This is a genomic window from Candidatus Eisenbacteria bacterium, from assembly GCA_005893275.1.
GTDB lineage: Bacteria > Eisenbacteria > RBG-16-71-46 > SZUA-252 > SZUA-252 > WS-7.
In genome coordinates, this window is the sequence record VBOW01000024.1 from 35,831 (window position 1) to 54,299 (window position 18,469).

The following is an 18,469-nucleotide window of genomic DNA, read 5'->3' on the forward strand; positions in this document are numbered from 1 at the left end:
CGCGCGCCGACTTCATGATGTCCACCTACCGCCCGCTCATCGGCTCCGCGAGGATCGCGAGCAAGACCGGTTCGATCCAGGCCGCGAAGGGCGCCGAGGCGTTCGGGCTCCGCGTGAATCCGAATCCGTTCAATCCCCGCACGAAAGTCGAGTTCTCGATGCGGCGTGAAGCCCACGCCTTGGTGCGCGTGTACGACATCCAGGGCCGGACGGTCGCCACGATCGTGAACGGCAGGCTGCCGCAGGGAGCGCACCGGTTCGATTTCGACGGGGACCGTCTCGCGAGCGGAATCTACCTGCTGCAGCTCCGCGTCGATGGAAGACCGGTGGACGTACGCCGGATTTCTCTGCTGAAGTAACCCAGCCGGACCGCCAAGGTCCGTCGTGAAAAAAGGGGCCGGTCTCCGGACCGGCCCCTGATTCTTGCGCCCCGCAGGGCGAGTTCTCGCCGCGTTACTTCTCCGCCTTCTCCTCCTTTTCTTTCCCTTCTTCCTTCTTATCCCCGTCTTCCTTCTCGGCGGCCGACGCCTTCTCCACCGCCGCCGCCCCACCCTTTTCGAACGCGTCGATCTTCTCCGAGAGCTCCTCCGCCTCTTCCGACTTGCGGGAAAGGAGCCACGCAAGCTGCTCCTTCGCCTTCGCGCGGTCGCCGCTCATGAGATAGGCCTCGCCGAGGTACTCGTGCGCTTCCGCGTATTCGGGCTCGATCGAAAGGCATTTCTGATACGCCTCGAACGCGCGCTTGAGATCTCCCGATTTCCGGGAGCAGAAGCCCACCATGTTCCAGGCTTGGTAGTACGAAGGGTCGATCTGCGCGGCTTCGTCGAATTTCTTGAGCGCCTTGCCGAATCGCTTCTTCGCCGAATCGGTCTTTCCCGCGGCGAGCTCCTTCTTGGCCTCCTGAACCATGTCCCAGCCCTTCGCGTAGATCTTTTCCGCTTCGACCCGGCCCGGCTTCGCCGCGGCATCCGCGGGCGCGACCGGGGACGCGGGGTTCACCTCCGGCGGGGGCGGCTGGCGCGGCGGCGGCGAGGTCCCGGAAGCGTGGGCGCCCGCCGTAAGGCCGAACGCGACGAGGAGAGCGGGAAGGAAGCTCCATGAAAGAGAAAAACGCATGCTGTGGGACTGACGCATTCTGATTCCTCCTGGGCAGGCCGGATTCCGGCCGCCGGGGGAGCCGCCGGATCCCTCGAATTTCTCGCCCTCCAGCCTACCAGATCGACCTCGATCCAGGTATCCTCGCCCGCCATGCACGATCCGATCACGCCGCTCCTGATCCGGCTCGCGATTCTCCTCGGCGCGGCGAAGCTCGCCGGATGGGTCGCGCTCAAAGCCCGCCAGCCGGCGGTTCTCGGGGAGATCGTGATCGGCATCCTCCTCGGGAACCTCACGCTCCTGGGCTTTCGCGGCTTCGAGCCGATGAAGACCGATCCGATTCTGGCGATTCTGGCCTCCCTCGGCGTCATCCTTCTCCTTTTCGAGGTGGGGCTCCAGTCGACGATCCAAGAGATGCTGCGGGTCGGGCCCTCGTCCGTCCTCGTCGCCACGCTGGGGGTCGTGACCCCGTTCGCTCTCGGGTGGGCGGTCGGCGCGTGGCTTCTGCCGGGAGAATCCGTGTACGTTCATGCTTTTCTGGGAGCCGTCCTGACCGCGACGAGCGTGGGAATTACCGCCCGCGTGCTCCGCGATCTGGACAGGTCGCGGACCGTCGAGGCGAGGATCATTCTGGGCGCGGCCGTCTTCGACGACGTGCTCGGGCTGGTGATTCTCGCGGCCCTCTCGGGAATCATCTCGGCGGCGGATCATGGTCCCGGCGGCCTCAAGGCTCTCGAGGTGGCGTGGATCTCGATCAGGGCGCTCGGCTTTCTCGTCGCGTCCATACTGATCGGGCTCTGGCTCACGCCGAAAGCGCTGGCTCTGGCCTCCCGCGTGAGGGTCACGGGGATTCTGCTCACGAGCGGACTCGTCTTCTGCTTCGTGCTTGCCTACCTGGGAACCCTGGCCGGGCTTTCGCCCATCGTCGGCGCGTTCGCCGCGGGCCTCATCCTCGAACCCGGCCATTTCCAGGGCTTCGAGGAAAGCCGAGAATCAAGCATCGAGTCGCTCCTCCATCCGATCTCCACGTTCCTCGTCCCGATCTTTTTCGTGCTCACCGGGCTCAAGGTGGAGCTCGACTCGTTCGCGGACGGCCGTATCGTCGTGCTCGCGCTGGCCCTGACGCTCGCGGCGTGGATCGGGAAACAGGCGTGCTCGCTCGGCGTGCTCGAGCGGGGCGCGAACCGGCTCGCGGTAGGTCTGGGCATGGTGCCGCGCGGGGAGGTGGGGCTCATCTTCGCGAACGTGGGCGCCACGCTCTCGATCGCCGGACAGCCTGTCATCACGCCGGAGCTTTACTCGGCGGTGGTGATCGTGGTGATCCTGACGACGGTCGTCACCCCGGCGGCCCTCCAGTGGAGCCTCGGGCGAACGCCCGTGAGGCCGCCCGCGAATCGGGCCCCGGGGGCGGTTTCGTCATGAAGAGCGCAGGGGCCGGCCCAGCACCGAGGAAAGCAGGTCGGAGGCGGCCCGCACCCGCTCGAGGTCGGGGGAGAGCGAGGCGCCGCTCCGCGTGAGGGCACGGATCAGATCCTCCGTGGCGACGTTTCCCGCAGCGCCCGGCGCGAACGGACATCCGCCCACGCCCCCGGCGGAGGAGTCGAACACGGCGATCCCCCGCTCGTAGGAGGCAAGGACGTTCGCGATCGCGTTCCCGTAGGTATCGTGGAAATGCATGGCGAGCCGGTCCTGGTCGACGTGATCGAGGAGGAGGTCGAGCAGGACGTGCACTTCCCCCGGGACGGCCTTGCCGATCGTGTCGCCGATCGAAATCTCGTCGACGCCGAGATCCAGCAGCTGCCGCGCGACCCCCACGACCGCCTCGGCCCCGATCCTCCCTTCGTACGGGCACCAGAACGCGGTGGAAACGTAGCCTCGCACCGGGAGTTTTTCCCGGCGGGCGCCGGCCACGACCGGGCGGAACCGCTCGATCGATTCCTGAATCGAGGCGTTGACGTTCTTGCGGTTGAAGGTCTCGGAGGCCGCCGTGAAGACCGCCACTTTCCTCACCTTCGCGCTCAGCGCGCGCTCGAGCCCCCGCTCGTTCGGCACGAGGGCCGAGTAGACGGTGGTCTCGCGTCGGCGGATGCGCGCGAACACCTCCTCCGCGTCGGCGAGCTGCGGCACCCATTGGGGCGACACAAACGCACTGGCTTCGATCTCCTCGTAACCCGCGTCCGAGAGCGCGTCCACGAAGGCCACCTTGAGGTCGGTCGGAACCGTCTTCGGCTCGTTTTGGAGCCCGTCCCTCGGCCCCACTTCGACCACGCGTACTTTCACGGGCGTCTCTCTGGATCGGCAGGGGGGCCGCCGCCTTCCGCCGCCGGCTCGAGGACGACGAGCAGGTCGCCGAGCTCGACGCGCTCCCCCTCACGGCACCGCACTTGGGCGACCCTACCGTCCTCGGGCGCGACCAGGCGGAATTCCATCTTCATCGCCTCGATCGTCACGAGGAGCTCTCCTTCGCGCACGTGGCCGCCCTCCGAGGCCGCCACCTCGACGACGCGCCCGGTCATGGGCGCGCGAAGCTCATCCGCCGAGAGCGCGGCCTTGGCCTGAGCTTCCGGACGGTCGTGCTCGAAGAGATAGGACCTCCCTTCGCAGGAAACCCAAACGCCGCGCCGGCCCGGCGCCACGGCGCAGCGGGTCGACTTCCCGCGCGAGCGCACGTGGAACCAGGAGCCCTCGCGGCTCGCATCCGCCTCGACCCTTCGCCCGTCCGTCTCGAGCACGATGCGTCCGTCCTTCTGCTCGTAGACGAGAGGGAGGGGGTTCCCGCCATGGCGCAGGAGGAGGCGGCGGCTCACGGCGTCCTGCCCCAGGCCCCGAGGCGCCGCCACGGCGAGTAGCGGTCGGTCTCCTCCTCGCCGCCGCCGCGCGCGACCCTTGGAGCGGCCAAGAACGCCGCCGCGGCGACGAGCGCCGCATCGGGGATCTCCTTCGGAGCCTGCCATTCGCGCGATTCGACCGTGTCCGTCGACGTCTCTCCGCGCCGGAATGCCGCGTCCTCGAGCAGGTCGATCAGGAACGATTGGTTCGTGATCACCCCGAGCAGCGCGGTCCCGCGCAGCGCGAGCAGGAGCTTCGCTCTCGCGTCCTCGCGGTCGCGCCCGTGCGCGACCACTTTGGCCAGGAGCGAATCGTAATAAGGATGGAGCGTCTGCCCCTCCGCGATGCCGGAGTCGACCCGCAATCCTTCGACATCCGGCCAGGCGAGAAGGAGGATCCTCCCCGTCTGCGGAAGCCAACCGTGATAGGGATCCTCCGCGCAGAGGCGCGCCTCGATCGCATGCCCGCGCAGCTCGGGCTCGGGCCCACCCAGCGACTCCCCGACCGGGCGGCCCGCCGCGATCAGGACTTGCGCGCGGACGAGGTCGAGCCCGCTCCGCATTTCGGTCACCGTGTGCTCCACTTGTAACCGCGTGTTCACCTCGAGAAAATAGAACGCCCCGTCGGCGCCCATCAGAAACTCGACCGTCATCGCTCCGGCGTACGAGGCGGCGCGAGCGAGCGAGGCCGCTGCGCGCTGCATCGCGTCGCGGATTTCGGGCGTCACCGCGACGGACGGGGACTCTTCGATCAGTTTCTGGTGTCGCCGCTGAAGGCTGCATTCGCGCTCCCCCAGCGGGACGACCTGGCGGCCATCGGCGAGAACCTGAATCTCGATGTGGCGCGCCGGATGGATGTATTTCTCGAGGAGGAGCCGCCCGTCACCGAAGGCCGATTTCGCCTCGCGCCGCGCCGCTTCGAGCGCGGCCGGCATCTCGTCACGCGCCTGCACGAGGCGCATGCCGCGGCCGCCGCCTCCGCCCGACGCCTTGAGCAGCACGGGATATCCGACCCGTTCGGCCGCCGCGAGCGCCCGCTCCACGGAGTCGATCCCCTCCGCCCCCGGGACGCACGGCACGCCGCACTCGGCCGCGGTCCGGCGCGCGGCGGCTTTGTCCCCGAGGCGTGCCATGCTCTCCGGCGAGGGGCCGATGAAGACGAGCCCCGCGTCGCGGCATTGCCCGGCAAAGGTCGCGCTCTCCGAGAGGAATCCGTAGCCCGGATGAATCGCGTCCGCTCCCGCGCGACGCGCCGCCTCGAGAATTGCCTGCGCGTTGAGGTAGCTTTGGGCGGGAGGAGCGGGGCCGATCGCGACCGACTCGTCCCCCGAGCGCGCGTGCGGCGCGCCGCGGTCCGCGTCGGAGTACACGGTGGCCGACGGGATCCCCATCTCCTTGAGCGTACGGCAGACGCGAACCGCGATCTCACCCCGGTTCGCGACCAGGACCTTTCGGAACGCGCGCTCTCTCTCGCCCGCCTCGCGGCCGCGCGTCGCGAAATCCGCGCGCGCCGGACTCACAGCTTCCAGGAAGGAGGGCGCTTCTCGAGAAAGGCGCCGAGTCCTTCCTGCCCCTCGGGCGAGGCGCGCAGCCCGGCGATCGCGCGGATCGCGTTCTCGAGCGCGTCGTCCCGATTCCGGGCGAGCGCCTCTCGAATGAGCCGTTTCGCCGCGGAGACCGCGCGCGGACCGTTTTCCGCGAGGGCGGCGACGAGCCGGTCCACGGCTTGATCCAGCTCACCGGCCGGAACGATCTCATGCACGAGGCCGATCTCCTTCGCCTGGACCGCGCCGAAGATCTCCGCGGTGAGAAAATAGCGGCGTGCTGCGGACCCGCCGATTTTCGGGAGCACGAAGGGCGAGATCACCGCGGGGGCGATCCCGAGCCGCGCCTCGGTGAAGCCGAATTGCGCCGTATCGACCGCGACCGCCATATCGCAGCACGCGAGAAGCCCCATCCCGCCCCCGAGCGAGGTGCCGTGCACGCGCGCGATCGTCGGAATGGGAAGCTCATCGAGCGTTCGATACATGGCCGCCATCCGCCGCGCGTCCGCTTCGTTCTCGGACTGGGTGTAGGCGACGCTCCGGCGCATCCAGTTCATATCGGCCCCCGCGCAGAAGACGGCCCCTTCCCCGGCAAGGACGAGGGCGCGCGGCGACCGTTCCGGCGCCGCCTCGTAGGATGCGCGCAGCTCCTCGAGCGCCCGTGTCAGCTCCGCAATGAGCACGTCGTCGAAGGCGTTTCGCACCTCGGGCCGCGCGAGCGTGAGCCGCGCGGCGGACGGCTTGATCTCGAGCTTGAGCCGTGAGAACTGGGTCATGGGTGCCGGGAGCGGAACGGGGGCGGAGGGAACACGTCGGCCGTTTACATCCGATACACCGGCGCCGGGCCGCGCGTGATCGGGGCGCAGAGCGCGGCGGAGAGGGCGAGCCCTACCGCTTCGCGCGTCTGAGCGGGATCGATCACGCCGTCGTCCCAGAGATGGCCGGTGGCGAAATAGGGGCTACCCTCTTCCTCGTATTTCGCGAGCACGGGATCGGCGATCGCCTTCGCCTCCTCGTGCGACAGCGTCTTCCCGTCGCGCGCGAGCTGCTCGCGCTTCACCTGGACGAGGACCTCCGCCGCCTGCTGCCCCCCCATGACCGAAATTCTCGAGTTGGGCCACGTGAAAAGAAAGCGCGGACGGTACCCGCGCCCGCACATCGCGTAGTTTCCCGCTCCGTGCGAGGCCCCGATCAGGACCGTGATCCGCGGGACCTGCGCGGTCGCGACGGCCTGGACCATCTTGGCGCCGTCTTTCGCGATCCCCCCCGCTTCGTACTTCTTCCCGACCATGAAGCCGGTGATGTTTTGCAGGAACAGGAGCGGAACCCGACGCTGCACGCAAAGCTCGATGAAGTGGGTTCCCTTGAGAGCGCTTTCCGAGAAGAGCACGCCGTTGTTGGCGACGACGCCTACCGGATATCCCATCCAGCGACCGAAGCCGCAGACCAGCGTGGTCCCATAGCTCGCCTTGAATTCGTGGAATCGGCTCCCGTCCAGGAGCCGCGCCAGCACTTCCCGGACGTCGTACGGCTGCTTCAAATCGGTCGGCAGCAGGCCGTAAATCTCGTCGCACGGATAGACCGGGTCCTCGGGCTCCTCGAGGTCGAGGTCGACGCGCTTTACACCGTTTAGGTTCGCCATGATGCTCCGGACGATCTGGAGCGCGTCCGCCTCATTCGACGCCATGTGGTCCACCACGCCGCTCACGCGGGCATGAACCTCGGCTCCTCCCAAATCTTCCGGCGTGACCTCCTCGCCGGTGGCGGCCTTCACGAGCGGCGGCCCCCCCAGGTAAATCGTCCCGGCTCCCTTCACGATGACGTTCTCGTCGGACATCGCGGGCACGTAGGCCCCTCCCGCGGTGCACATGCCGAGAACGGCGGCAACTTGAGGGATGGCCTCGGAAGACATGACCGCCTGGTTGTAGAAGATACGGCCAAAATGCTCCTTGTCGGGAAACACCTCAGCCTGCAACGGAAGAAACACTCCACCCGAATCGACCAGGTAGACGGCCGGGAGCCGGTTTTCGAGCGCGATTTCCTGGGCGCGGATGTGTTTCTTGATCGTAATCGGATAGTAGGTGCCGCCCTTGACGGTCGCATCGTTCGCCACGATCACGCATTCGCGGCCGGAAATGACGCCGATGCCGGTGACGATGCCGGCGGCCGGGATTTCGTCGTTATAGAGGCCGGTGGCCGCGAGGGGGCTCAATTCGAGAAAGGGCGTATCGGGATCGAGCAGCCGCTCGATCCGCTCTCGCACCAGGAGCTTCCCTCGGTCTCGGTGGAGCTTCACGACATGAGGCGGCGCCGCGTTCGCGACCGCCTGGAGGCGCCGGCGCAGGTCCGCGACGAGCCCCTCGTGATGCGCGCGATTGCGCTGGAATTCGGCCGACCCTGTCTTGACGTGGCTTCTCAATGTGTCCATGGGACCCGAACACTCTAATCGCTGATCCTCCAAAGGGAAAGAGGGAGAATCGGTCCCCGTTCCGGCTTCAGATGCGCCCCCCGCTGCCGATGAACCTCCTGACCCGCTGCCCATTCTCACACGGAGGATCTCGTGTCCAGGAGCAAGGCCAGCCTAGCCCAGAAGCAGGCGGATCACAGGACATGGGCCCTCTTGGGTCTCGTCATCCTCGTGCTGCTGGGATTCGTCTTCACCGTTCAGACGCTCTGGGTGTCGATCGTACGGTCCGGATTCCTGGGCGACAACCTGCCGGCGAACGGGTGGATGCTCCTCGTGGGGCTCGTGGGGCTCACGGTTCTCTTCTGCTTGTACATCGTGCACCAGCAGACCAAGATCAACCAGTTTCGGGCGCGGCTCCTGAACGATCAGATGGAGTTGGAGCAATCACGGGGGCGGCTGGCCGAGCTCACGTCGTTGTTCCAACTCGGCAACAGCCTGCACATGGATCTCCCGCTGGACACGATCCTCGAAATCACCGTCCGCCGCGTGGCCAGCACGCTTCACTCGCACGATGTCGCGCTCTTTCTCTTCGAGCCGGATCGCAAGGCGCTCAAGTGCCGCGCGCGTTTCGGGCTCACGCCCAAGGAGCCGGAGTCCGAGGTTCGGGTGGGCGAAGGCGCGGTCGGATGGGCGGCGCGGCACCGCGAGCCCGTTATGATGGGCGCGACGGATCGGGAGGCGCGGTTCGCGGAGCACTTCATGGCGCACCCGGACGCGGGCTCCGCTCTCATCCTTCCGGTCAATTTCGAGAATCGTTGCGTGGCCGTTTTGCAGGTGCATCGGGCGGCGAAGGCCGAGACTTTCCGGCTCGAGCACCGCGACATCGGCCAGTTATTCGCGGACAACGTCGCCGGAGTCATCGATCGTGCGCTGGTCGTGCGTCACCTGGAACAGCGGGCCACCGATCTCAAGCCGAGCGCCAAGGGGGGGCCGGAGGCGCAGGGCGTGACTCCGTTCCAGGACTCCTTTCTCTCGTCCGCGGAGAACGAGCTCAAGGCCCCGCTCACCACCATCCTGGCCTACTCCGAGGTGCTGGACCAGAACGACAAGCGAATGACGACGTCGATGCGCCGGGAATTCACGGCCCGGCTGCGCGGCGAGGCACAGCGTCTCATGAACCTCGTGGACGACGTGCTCGATCTGGCCCGGCTCGAGACGGGACGTTTCCTCCTCGATCTTCGCAAGGACAACGTGAACGCGATCTCACGCGCGGCGGTCGAGACCGTGCGGACCAGCGCGGCGGGCAAGCAGATCGATCTCGAGATGAAGCTCGACGAGAAGATCCCGGATCAGCACGTGGACGCGGCGAAGGTCCGGCAGGCGATCCTGCACCTCCTGCAGAACGGCATACGCTTCTCCCCCGCGAAGGGGCGCGTGACCCTCACCACGTGGCTCGGCGACGATCACATCCGGATCGAAGTTCGGGATTCCGGCCCGGCGGTCGAACCGGAGGTCGCGCCGCTGGTCTTCGACATCGAGGCCCAGGGAACGGAGGTCTCGAAGCGCATGAAGGATGGGCTGGGATTCGGGCTCCACTTGACCAAACGATTCGTGGAGCTTCACGGAGGAACGGTGGGTGTGGGGGCGAGCCCGAGCGGCACGGGCGCCACCTTCTGGATCCGCCTCCCCAAAGGGGACGGACTCGAGAGCGTGATCGGCCGCGATCCGTTCCTGGAACAGCTCTGGGAGAACCCCTAGAGGCCCGGATCGGTCACGCGGGCCCGATCTTCGATCCGCCGCCGAGCGCGGCCTGAACCATCGCGAACTCCCCTACGTTTTCGAGCGTCACCATCCCGACGATCCCGCGCCCCGGCTCCACGACGGGGACGGCGGGACACCCGCTCTCCTGCATTCTCCGGAAGACGTCCTCGAGCATCTCCCCCGGCTGAGCCAGGCCGCAATTCCGGCGCGCCACATCCGCCACCTTCGTGTCGGTCCGGCCCCCCGCGAGCGCTTTCAAGAGATCCGACCGCGCCAGGATTCCCACCGGAGGGTCACGATCCGCGATCCCCAGGACGGGAAAATCTTGCTGATGCCCGTCCAGCAACAGCTCCACGGCCCGTGAAAGAGGATCCTCGGGACGCAGGGCGCGGAAATCGCGAATCATCGCGCGCGAAACCGGGATGCCGTCGAACGCAGAGCGCATCTGAACGAACGCCGACTCCTGCCCGGCACCGATGAAGACGAACACCGCGATGAAAAGGAGCATCGGGTTTCCGAAGAGCCCCAGGAGAGCGAAGAGCAGCGCGATCGCCTGGCCGACATTGGCCGCGACCCGGGTCGCCCGGACGTACTCCAGGCGCGTCGCGAGCAGCGCCCGGAGCACGCGCCCCCCATCCATCGGGAAGGCGGGAATCAGATTGAAAACGGCCACGACGACGTTGAAGGAGAAGAGGCGCGCCAGGAAGCTTCGCTCGAGCAAGACGGGGTCGCCGAAGTTCTCGGATGAGGCTTGCATGAAGAGGAAAAGCACCCCGGCGATCAGCACGTTGACGAAAGGCCCCGCGAGCGCGATGGCCAACTCCTGAAGCGGCTTCTGGGGGATGCGGTCGAGGCGCGCCACTCCCCCGATGGGGAGCAGCGTGATGTCCCGGGTCACAACGCCGTAGCGCCGCCCCATCAGCGCGTGCCCCAGCTCGTGGAGCAACACGCAGCCGAAGGCCGAGAGGATGAATCCGACGCCCCGCGCCGCCTGTAGGGTGCCGCCCCCTCGGGCATAGCTCGCCCAGAAGAGCCACACGAGAAAGAGCAGGAACGTCGCGTGGATCCGGATCGGAATCCCGGCCACGTTCGCGATCCTCCAGGACCAGCGCATGGCGGATCAGCGGGCGGGCAGCCCGGCGCGGGTTGCGCTCACGCGGCGGGTGCCGGCTTCAGCCGGATCGCGACCGGAGCCGTGAGGGTGACCTTGAGCTTCTGGCCGGCCGGCAACACGATCTGGTCTCCCTTGGTCGCGACGGCCACCCCTGTTCCGAGCACCGCGCCAACCGCCGCACCCTTCACGATGCTCTTCTTTCCACCCAGGATCCCGCCCACGATCCCTCCGGCCACGGCGCCGCCGCCGATCTCCTTGGCGCTCTCCTTCGCCTGCCCCTTGCCTTTGAGCCGGAAGGGCTCACAGGAGATCGCGTAGCTCGTGCCGTCGCTCATCGCGAGCTCCGTGAAACGGAGCGTGAGCTCCGCGCCGCCCGCAATCCGACCCGCGGGATCGATGTGGGTGACCTGTCCCTGAATTGTCGCGCCGGCCGGAACGATGGTCTTTTCGTTGACTCGGACCGGCTCGAGGGTGCGCAGGGTGACCGGATCCCCGACTTTGTTCCTGCCGGTGTCGATCGTGTTCTGCAACGCGCCCACGAAGGCGGTCCCGGCGGTCAGCGTCTCCTCCTTTTCCTTCTCGGCGACCGCGGCGTTCCGGCCGCAGCCTCCGGCCGATGCGAGAAGGAACGCAAGCGCGGACGCGAGCGCGGCGGGTCGGTGGAGCCGCACGGCGAGGGATGGTTTCATGTGAGCCCTCCTGGCTTCTTGCCGGCGACCCAACGGCCGCCGGCCGGGTGAGAAACTCCTTCACACGTCTTCGCGTGAACCCATGATGCCCCAGAGATCGCTGAAATGCATCCTTCCGGCGCGGCTACTGCGAGAGGTGGCGCTTGAGCCAGGCGTGGACTTCGCGGTTCCAGACGAGGGAGTTCTGCGGTTTCAAGATCCAGTGATTCTCGTCGGGGAAGAACACGAGGCGCGCTTCCAGCCCCTTGGCCTTGTAGATATTGAAGACCGCAAGCGCCTGCGTGTGCGGGACGCGGTAGTCGCGCTCGCCGTGGATCACGAGCATCGGGGAGCTGAACCCACGCGCGAAGCGAGCCGGGTTCCACCGGTCGATCGCGTCGAGATTGTCCCACGGCTCGCCACCGTAGGACTTGTGGCGTCCCTGGGTGATATCGCTCGCGTATTCGGCGAGAAGGTCGAAGACCCCCGCATGGTTGATGAGGCACGCGAACCGGTCGGTGTTTCCCGCGATCCAGCAGACGAGGTACCCGCCGTAGCTCCCGCCGGCCGCGCCCATGCGCTTCTCGTCGATGAATCCCGATTCGAGAAGCACGTCGGTGGCACGCATGATGTCCGTGAACGGCTTATCGCCATGCCCCCCTTGGATGCAGGCCGCAAAGTCCTGCCCCCACGAAGTGGAGCCGTGGAAATTGACGCAGGCGACGACGTAACCGGGAGCCGCGAATGCCTGCGGGTTCCAGCGGAAGTGAAAATTGTCCCCGGCAATCCCATGCGGCCCACCGTGGATGACGTGGACGAGCGGCCATTTCCGCGCGGGATCGAAACCCGGCGGAAGCACGACGAACATCTGCACGCGATCGCCCCCCGCGCCTGCGAACTCGACCTCGCGCACCTCGCCCAGGGCGACCTCGTTCATCAGCGCGTCGTTGAAGTGCGTCAGCTTCCGGAATCCGCCTCCGTCGAGCTTGCACGACGCCGCCTCGGGCGGTGAGGAGAGCGACTGCACGGTGAAGTAGACCCGTCCATCCCGCCCGATGCGGAGCCCCGAGATCGTCCCGGCTTCGAGCAGGGGCTTCGGGGATCCACCACCCCTTCCCAGCACGTACAGGAGGACGCGTCCGCGATCCTCCGCCTCGAGGAGCAGGGTGCCGTCGGGCGCATGCTCCCATGCGGCCGGCGACCGGTCCCAGTCTTCGGTGAGCACGGTGTGCGTTCCCGCCGCGCGGTCGTACCGCACGATCCGCACCTTATCGGCGTAGAAGTAGGGGTCGCGCTGCATGCCGTAGACGATCGATTTTCCATCCGGTGAGTATCGCGGCCGAATGCAATCGGCCGAATTGGCGGGAGCCCCTTCCGGGGTCAGACACCGGACCGGGCCCTTCCCCGTCGCCGCCACGGTGTAGACCGCCCAGCGGAGGAGGTGGTGCGGCGGGAGGCTCGAGTTCGCGGAAAAGGCGATCTCCGTCCCGTCGGGAGAAATATCGTACTGCCCGGCGGGCTCCATGAGATCGAACCAGCCGGTTCCGGAGGGCGTGAGGTCAGTCAGCTGGCGGGTCAGCAGATCGAACACGAAAAGATGCGGCCGTTCCCCGTCCAGGAGCCACCGATCCCAGTACCGGTAGACCCGGTCCTCGGTGACGTGGACCTTGACCGGATCTTTCCCGCGCTTCTCGAGCAGCTCCTTCGTCCCCTCCGGAGTCGGAGCTTCCTCGAGGAGCATCGCAAGGAACGCGATCCTTTTCCCATCCGGAAACCATTTCGGGTCGAGGACGCCGAGCGGAAGATCGGTCAGGCGCTCGGCCTCCCCCCCGTCGAGCGGCATGATGTGGAGCTGCGGCTTCTCCTCCCCCCGGACCCGCGTGAAGGAGATCCACTGGCCGTCCGGAGACACGGAGGGATCGGAGCTGGCGTACTCCTCCGAGGTGAGCGGGCGCTGCTCGGCCCCGTCCGTGGGAACCAGCCACAGGCGGGGCTTCCCCTTGTTGGCCTCGACATCGAAGGTCGTGACGGAAACGATGATCCCGTCGCCGTCCGGCGTTGGTTGCGGCGCGCCCACGCGGGCGATCTTCCAAAGATCCTCGGGGGTGAGCCTGTGCTTGGCCGGATTGCCGGCGGGGTAGAGGAGGGTGGTCTGGCTGTCGGCGACGTGCACATGACCTCCGGCGGGGACCGGGAGCCCCGAATGCGGGGAGAGGTTCAAGACACTCGGAATCCCTTACTCTAGCGCGGTCGCTTGCACAATTCCAGCCCGCACTTCACCAGACTGGACCAAGTGGATCCGAGCCTGGGCCAGCTCGCGAAGGGCTTCGGTGCCCGTCTGCCGGTCCACCGGGCGCGTGGCGTCCACGATCACGAAGACCAGGGCCTCGGGCAGGAGACGGCGCGCGTCGAGCGAGCTCCACCGGACGCAATAATCCAGGGCCAGGCCGGCCAGGTAGATCCGGGTGACTTCGCGCGCGCGCAAGTAACCGTCGAGGCCCGTCGGGTTTCGACCGGCGTTGTCCGAGAACCCGGAGTAGCTGTCGACCAGGGGGTCGTATCCCTTCCGGATCACGGCCTGGATTCGCGTCTGGTCCAGGCCCGGATGCAGCTCCGCGCCGCGGGTTCCCTGGACGCAGTGGTCGGGCCAGAAGGTCTGGGGGAGCCCTCCCAGGACCCCCCGATCGAAGGGCTTCTTGCCCGGGTGCTGGCTCGCGAAGCTCAGGTGGTCCTTGGGATGCCAGTCCTGGGTCGCTACCCGGATCGCAAAGAGCGGCATCAACGCGTTGATGATCGGCACGACCTCCGCGCCCCCCGGGACGGGAAGCTCATCGGCCTCTGAGATGAATCCGTTTTGAACGTCGACGACGACAAGCGCTGAATTCTCGCTCATTCCGCTCTCGCCTCCTCGGTGAGCCTGAGCCTCAGCTCGTGGAGCTTTGGACTCAACGAAACCCGATATCGGTGCGGGTTCATCAAACGAAGGCATCCCTCGGGGAGGCACCGGAGCTCTTTTCCAGCCCGCTTCGCGAGCGCGGGAAGCGCCGCGGGACCGCACGTCCGCGAGCCGCGATCCATCGCCACCGTGCGGAGATCCTCAAGCCGCGTACCGCTCGGAATCGGAGCGTGGCGAAGCGGGTGACTCGGATCGAAAACTTGAGCGCCGGGACCAATCGTCTCTCCCTCCAGCGCGATCACGTCCATTTCGAACCCACCGTCCGGGCGGATCACGCGCCACAAGCGCTTCTTCCCGGGAATGGTGCCCTTCGAAGGATCGCCGCTCACCTTGACTTTGGGTTGGCCTCCGATTTCCACAAGCTTGTAGATGCCGCCGAGCGCCCCGCCCCCTTCCCCGGCTCCGGTCACGAGCCGGGTCCCCACACCGTAGAGATCCACCCGCCCGCCTTCCGAGCGGATGGATTGGATCACGTGCTCGTCCAGCTCGTTCGAGGCGAGGATCTTCACATGGTGAAGCCCCGCTTCGTCGAGGAGCCGCCGCGATTCCCGGCTCAGATAGGCGAGATCTCCCGAATCGAGCCGCACCCCCGACAGCTGGTGCCCATTCGCGGCCAGCTCTCTTGCGACCGTGATCGCGTTCGGGATCCCGCTCCGGAGCGTGTCGTAGGTATCCACGAGCAGCACGCAGGCGTCCGGGAATGCGGTCGCGTACGCGCGAAACGCCTCCAGCTCGCTTGGGAACGACATCACCCAGCTGTGCGCCTGGGTTCCCGCCACGGGAAGACCGAACGCCTTCCCCGCGGCGAGACTACTGGTCGTGAGCACGCCGCCGACCGCGGCGGCGCGTGTCGCCGATATCGCGCCGTCCGGCCCCTGCGCGCGCCTCGTTCCGAACTCCACGACCTTGGCGGGCGCCGCGGCCCGCACCACGCGCGAGGCCTTGGTCGCGATCAGGGTTTGAAAATTGACGATATTCAAGAGCGCGGTTTCAACGACCTGGACTTCCGCCAGCGCCCCTTCCACGGTGAGGATCGGCTCGTGCGGAAAGACCGCCGTCCCCTCGGGCACGGCGGTGACGGTTCCCTTGAAGCGGAGCGACGAGAGATACGCGAGGAAGGGACCGCGGAACAGGCCGATCGACTCGACGTAGTCCAGATCGTCTTCGCGGAACTTCAACGATTGCAGGAATTCGAGCGCCGGGTCCAGACCGGCCATCACCGCGTATCCGCCCTGGAACGGGAGCTCGCGGAAGAACAGATCGAATGTCGCGGGAAGCTGGTGCATGTCTTGCTCGAAATATCCCGCGAGCATCGTCAGCTCGTAGAGATCCGTCAGCAGGGCGGGCGGCGCCACGGCGTCTCCCCCTCGGGGGTCAGAAACGGAATAGGGCCGCGATCGGTCCCGAACCGGGCATCGAAGCGCGCGGGACCACGTACACTTCTCCGCCACGTCGGAGCGATTCTTCGGCGACGTCGTCCAGCACGTCGGCGTCGTCCGCGTCCATCTGCCGCTGGTGAATCTGGATCGATCCCGTCTTGCGGTCGAGAAGCCCCCACACCGATTCCTCTTCGGCAACCAAGAGGCACTGCACGCGCCCGGTCACCGCGGCCGCGGCGATCTCCTCGAGCCGCTCCGACGCGCGGCCCGTTCCGACCCGCTCGCGGTACCGCGCCACCCAGGTATCGATACGGCTTTGAAACACCCGGCTCACGAGCGGCCACGCTTCCGCGTGGATCTCGTCGGGGTTCGCGCGCTCGTAGTTTCCCTCGAGCCCGACCTCGAGAAGGTCGGGGTAGCGGTTCACCTGCCTGTAGATCGGGTGGTAGTACTTGACGGCAGCGATCAGGAGCGGCACCCGCTCGTCGCGGAGATACTCGTGGAGACCCCGGTCGATGGCGTTGAAGAAACGAACCAGCGTTTCCTTTTTGCGCTCCTTGCCGGGCCCCCTGCCGTGAAACACGCCTCCCTGGGCCCACCCGCCGGCGGCGGAGAAGGACCGGTCGTAATCGGGAACCCCGAGCGCCTCGCGGAGGCTCGACGGAACCCCGTGCAGGTTCACGGCTCCCGCGCCGAATGGGCTTCCCTCATAGAGGCTCACCGCCTTTTGGCTGACCGCGAGGACGAGATACCGGCGGTTCGAGTGGAGGAACTTGAGCAGAGGCTTCGTGTGATACGTGTCCGCGACGACGACGAGCTCCGGAACGGGGATCGGGAGACGGTACGCGGCCGTCGAATTCTCCGACCGAAAGAGCGCGAGGCCGTCGAGCGAATACTCCCAGTGCCGATCGCCCTCGAGCCGGCGCAGAGGCTCCAGAAACGCCTTCGCGTCGCGGCTCTTGTACCGCGTGCCGAGAAGCTCCCCCGCCTGATGGAGCAGCGCGCGGAAGCGCACCGGATCCTGCTTCCATTCCGGATGACGGCGATGCGTCGGAAGGTAGAGCGACAGGCGCGGCCCCGGGCCGTCGGCCACCAGCAGACGTTGCAGCTCTTCGGCCCGGAAGGACTGGATCATGGCCCTTTACGGAGAAGATCTCCCAGCGGTTACGCGGGCTTCGGCGCGGGCGGCGGGAGCGCGCGTGCCTCGACGATGGACGCAAAACCGCATGTCTTATGGGTGCTGTCGCAAAACGGCTTGTTCGAGGACTGACCACACCGACATAAGGAGATCATCGTGCGCCCGGCCAGATCGAACGGCCTCCCTTCCTGATCGACGATCGTGAAATCCCCCTCGACTCGGATCGAGCCATTGTTTCGAATCGTGATGGTGGCTCCCGGCATGAATCCTCCTGGTCGTGCGCGCGATCCCGGGGGCGGGTGACCGCCGCCACGGGGAATGGATTCAGTATAAACGCTTTCGGGAGTAGTTCGTCTGGTTTCGCATGGGCTCGCGTAGGTTCGTGCAGTTCCCCTAGACGCGCCCGGGCCAGCGGGTTCCCGAAGCTACCGGGGGGGCGACGTGGTTCGCTCAGGTTCGTCAGGTTTCGCCCTAGGTTCGCCCAGGAAAGCTCTCGGTTAAGCAGTCGATTTCGAGATTTCTGATGCCCGAACGGTTATATCCTTAAAGGAGTTTCTGAGGCGCATTGCGCCCACGAGCTCCAATCGCTCGCTTTTCCCCGATCTCCCCGTTGTTGCGTTCGTGGGAGGGTCGGCGGACGGCATTCTCCTATCCGTCCCCCATCGGGGAAACGGGGCGAGTCTTCATGGGAGGGTCGTCCGATGTATGCCCGAATTCCGGTCGCCCTGGCTATTCTTTTGCTCTTCATCCTCGCAGGGGCCACGAATTCGGAAGCAGCACCGTCCGCCGCGGATCGAGCAAACGAGGTCACGCTCGCGCAGAGTCCCTCGGAGCGCGCGCGAGCCGTGAGCGCCCCGGTCCTGTTCGCGCCCGCGCCGATGTCCGTTCCGCAAGGGACGACCGCGGACCAGTACCTCTACGCGACGGACGGGGACGGAGACCCGATCACCTTTTCCAAGACCTTCGGCCCGTCCTACATGACCGTAACCACGATCTATCCGAGCCACGGCTACGCCACGGGAAACGTGCACCTCGCGCCCTCCTTCGATGACGTGGGCACGGCAACCGGGGGGATCGCGGCGAGCGACGGGTCCTCCACCTCTACCGCGACGCTGGACATCACGGTGACCCCCAACAGGGCGCCGATCCTGGACCAGCCGTCCCCGATGAGCGGAGGGGCGGGCCAGACGATCGAGCAGACCCTGACCGCGAGCGATCCCGACCGGAATCTCCTCTCCTTTTCCAAGGTATCCGGCCCCGCGTATATGTCGGTCCAGACGCTCGAAGCCTCGCCGAGCGGGGCGACGGGTCTCGTTCGTCTGTCCCCTAGCGCCTCGGATATTGGATCGAGCACGGGGACGGTGGGGGTAAGCGACGGAATACTGATGGATCAGAAGTCGTTCTCGATCGCGATCCGGACGAACACGGCTCCGCAGATCGAGTCCATCGACACGCTCTTCGTGACCCCGGGGTCGACCGTCGACCGTTCGGTATTCGCGAGCGACGCGGACGGAGACCCGATCACCTTTTCCAAGGTCTTCGGTCCCGCCTGGATGACCGTTTCCACGGCGAGTCCGGG

16 protein-coding genes are annotated in these 18,469 nt (G+C 66.8%); 3 read left to right on the plus strand and 13 right to left on the minus strand.

What is annotated here, in order from left to right; genetic code table 11:
* Positions 1–453: 453 nt before the first annotated feature.
* Complete coding sequence (locus tag E6K76_05630; protein ID TMQ59203.1) at positions 454–1,134, minus strand: tetratricopeptide repeat protein; 681 nt, start codon at positions 1,132–1,134, stop codon at positions 454–456.
* Positions 1,135–1,248: 114 nt separating this feature from the next.
* Here E6K76_05630 and E6K76_05635 point away from each other — a divergent pair, with 114 nt between their 5' ends.
* Positions 1,249–2,517, plus strand: a complete 1,269-nt coding sequence (locus tag E6K76_05635; protein ID TMQ59204.1) for a cation:proton antiporter — start codon at positions 1,249–1,251, stop codon at positions 2,515–2,517.
* Here E6K76_05635 and E6K76_05640 read toward each other — a convergent pair.
* From E6K76_05640 to E6K76_05660, 5 genes are read right to left on the minus strand one after another with little or no spacing between them, the layout of a single operon-like run.
* Entirely contained in the window at positions 2,512–3,375 is an 864-nt protein-coding gene (locus tag E6K76_05640; GenBank protein TMQ59205.1) for a hydroxymethylglutaryl-CoA lyase, read from the minus strand. The genes E6K76_05635 and E6K76_05640 overlap by 6 nt on opposite strands.
* Entirely contained in the window at positions 3,372–3,902 is a 531-nt protein-coding gene (locus E6K76_05645) for a hypothetical protein (protein TMQ59206.1), read from the minus strand. The genes E6K76_05640 and E6K76_05645 overlap by 4 nt, the downstream gene beginning before the upstream one ends.
* Positions 3,899–5,443: an ATP-grasp domain-containing protein gene (locus E6K76_05650; GenBank protein ID TMQ59207.1), complete on the minus strand. Its 1,545-nt coding sequence runs from the start codon at positions 5,441–5,443 to the stop codon at positions 3,899–3,901. Before E6K76_05650 ends, E6K76_05645 begins: the two co-directional genes overlap by 4 nt.
* Entirely contained in the window at positions 5,440–6,243 is an 804-nt protein-coding gene (locus E6K76_05655; protein TMQ59208.1) for an enoyl-CoA hydratase/isomerase family protein, read from the minus strand. The genes E6K76_05650 and E6K76_05655 overlap by 4 nt, the downstream gene beginning before the upstream one ends.
* A 44-nt stretch (positions 6,244–6,287) precedes the next feature.
* Entirely contained in the window at positions 6,288–7,895 is a 1,608-nt protein-coding gene (locus tag E6K76_05660) for a methylcrotonoyl-CoA carboxylase (GenBank protein TMQ59209.1), read from the minus strand.
* 132 nt (positions 7,896–8,027) lie between these two features.
* Between E6K76_05660 and E6K76_05665 the strand changes: the two genes are divergently transcribed.
* Positions 8,028–9,632 carry a GAF domain-containing sensor histidine kinase gene (locus E6K76_05665; GenBank protein TMQ59210.1) on the plus strand — a complete coding sequence of 535 codons (1,605 nt, stop codon included), beginning with the start codon at positions 8,028–8,030 and terminating at the stop codon, positions 9,630–9,632.
* Positions 9,633–9,645: 13 nt separating this feature from the next.
* Here the strand turns inward: E6K76_05665 and E6K76_05670 are convergent, their stop codons facing one another.
* The 7 genes from E6K76_05670 to E6K76_05700 form a co-directional block, all read right to left on the minus strand.
* On the minus strand, positions 9,646–10,749 hold the full coding sequence (locus E6K76_05670) for a site-2 protease family protein (GenBank protein TMQ59211.1): 1,104 nt from the start codon (positions 10,747–10,749) through the stop codon (positions 9,646–9,648).
* Positions 10,750–10,787: 38 nt separating this feature from the next.
* Positions 10,788–11,438, minus strand: coding sequence for a hypothetical protein (locus E6K76_05675; protein ID TMQ59212.1), 651 nt, complete (start codon positions 11,436–11,438; stop codon positions 10,788–10,790).
* 124 nt (positions 11,439–11,562) lie between these two features.
* The gene (locus E6K76_05680) at positions 11,563–13,590 is read right to left on the minus strand and encodes a S9 family peptidase (GenBank protein ID TMQ59213.1); all 2,028 of its coding nucleotides are present in this window, start codon (positions 13,588–13,590) and stop codon (positions 11,563–11,565) included.
* A gap of 63 nt (positions 13,591–13,653) precedes the next feature.
* Positions 13,654–14,310: a bifunctional nicotinamidase/pyrazinamidase gene (gene pncA / locus E6K76_05685; GenBank protein TMQ59214.1), complete on the minus strand. Its 657-nt coding sequence runs from the start codon at positions 14,308–14,310 to the stop codon at positions 13,654–13,656.
* On the minus strand, positions 14,307–15,728 hold the full coding sequence (locus E6K76_05690; GenBank protein TMQ59215.1) for a nicotinate phosphoribosyltransferase: 1,422 nt from the start codon (positions 15,726–15,728) through the stop codon (positions 14,307–14,309). The genes pncA and E6K76_05690 overlap by 4 nt, the downstream gene beginning before the upstream one ends.
* 19 nt (positions 15,729–15,747) lie before the next feature.
* The gene (locus E6K76_05695; protein ID TMQ59216.1) at positions 15,748–16,887 is read right to left on the minus strand and encodes a hypothetical protein; all 1,140 of its coding nucleotides are present in this window, start codon (positions 16,885–16,887) and stop codon (positions 15,748–15,750) included.
* 29 nt (positions 16,888–16,916) lie between these two features.
* Positions 16,917–17,153: a CDGSH iron-sulfur domain-containing protein gene (locus E6K76_05700; GenBank protein ID TMQ59217.1), complete on the minus strand. Its 237-nt coding sequence runs from the start codon at positions 17,151–17,153 to the stop codon at positions 16,917–16,919.
* Positions 17,154–17,591: 438 nt separating this feature from the next.
* On the opposite strand from E6K76_05700, the gene E6K76_05705 reads away from it, so the two are divergent.
* On the plus strand, positions 17,592–18,469 hold an 878-nt coding region (locus E6K76_05705; GenBank protein TMQ59218.1), incomplete at its 3' end, for a hypothetical protein.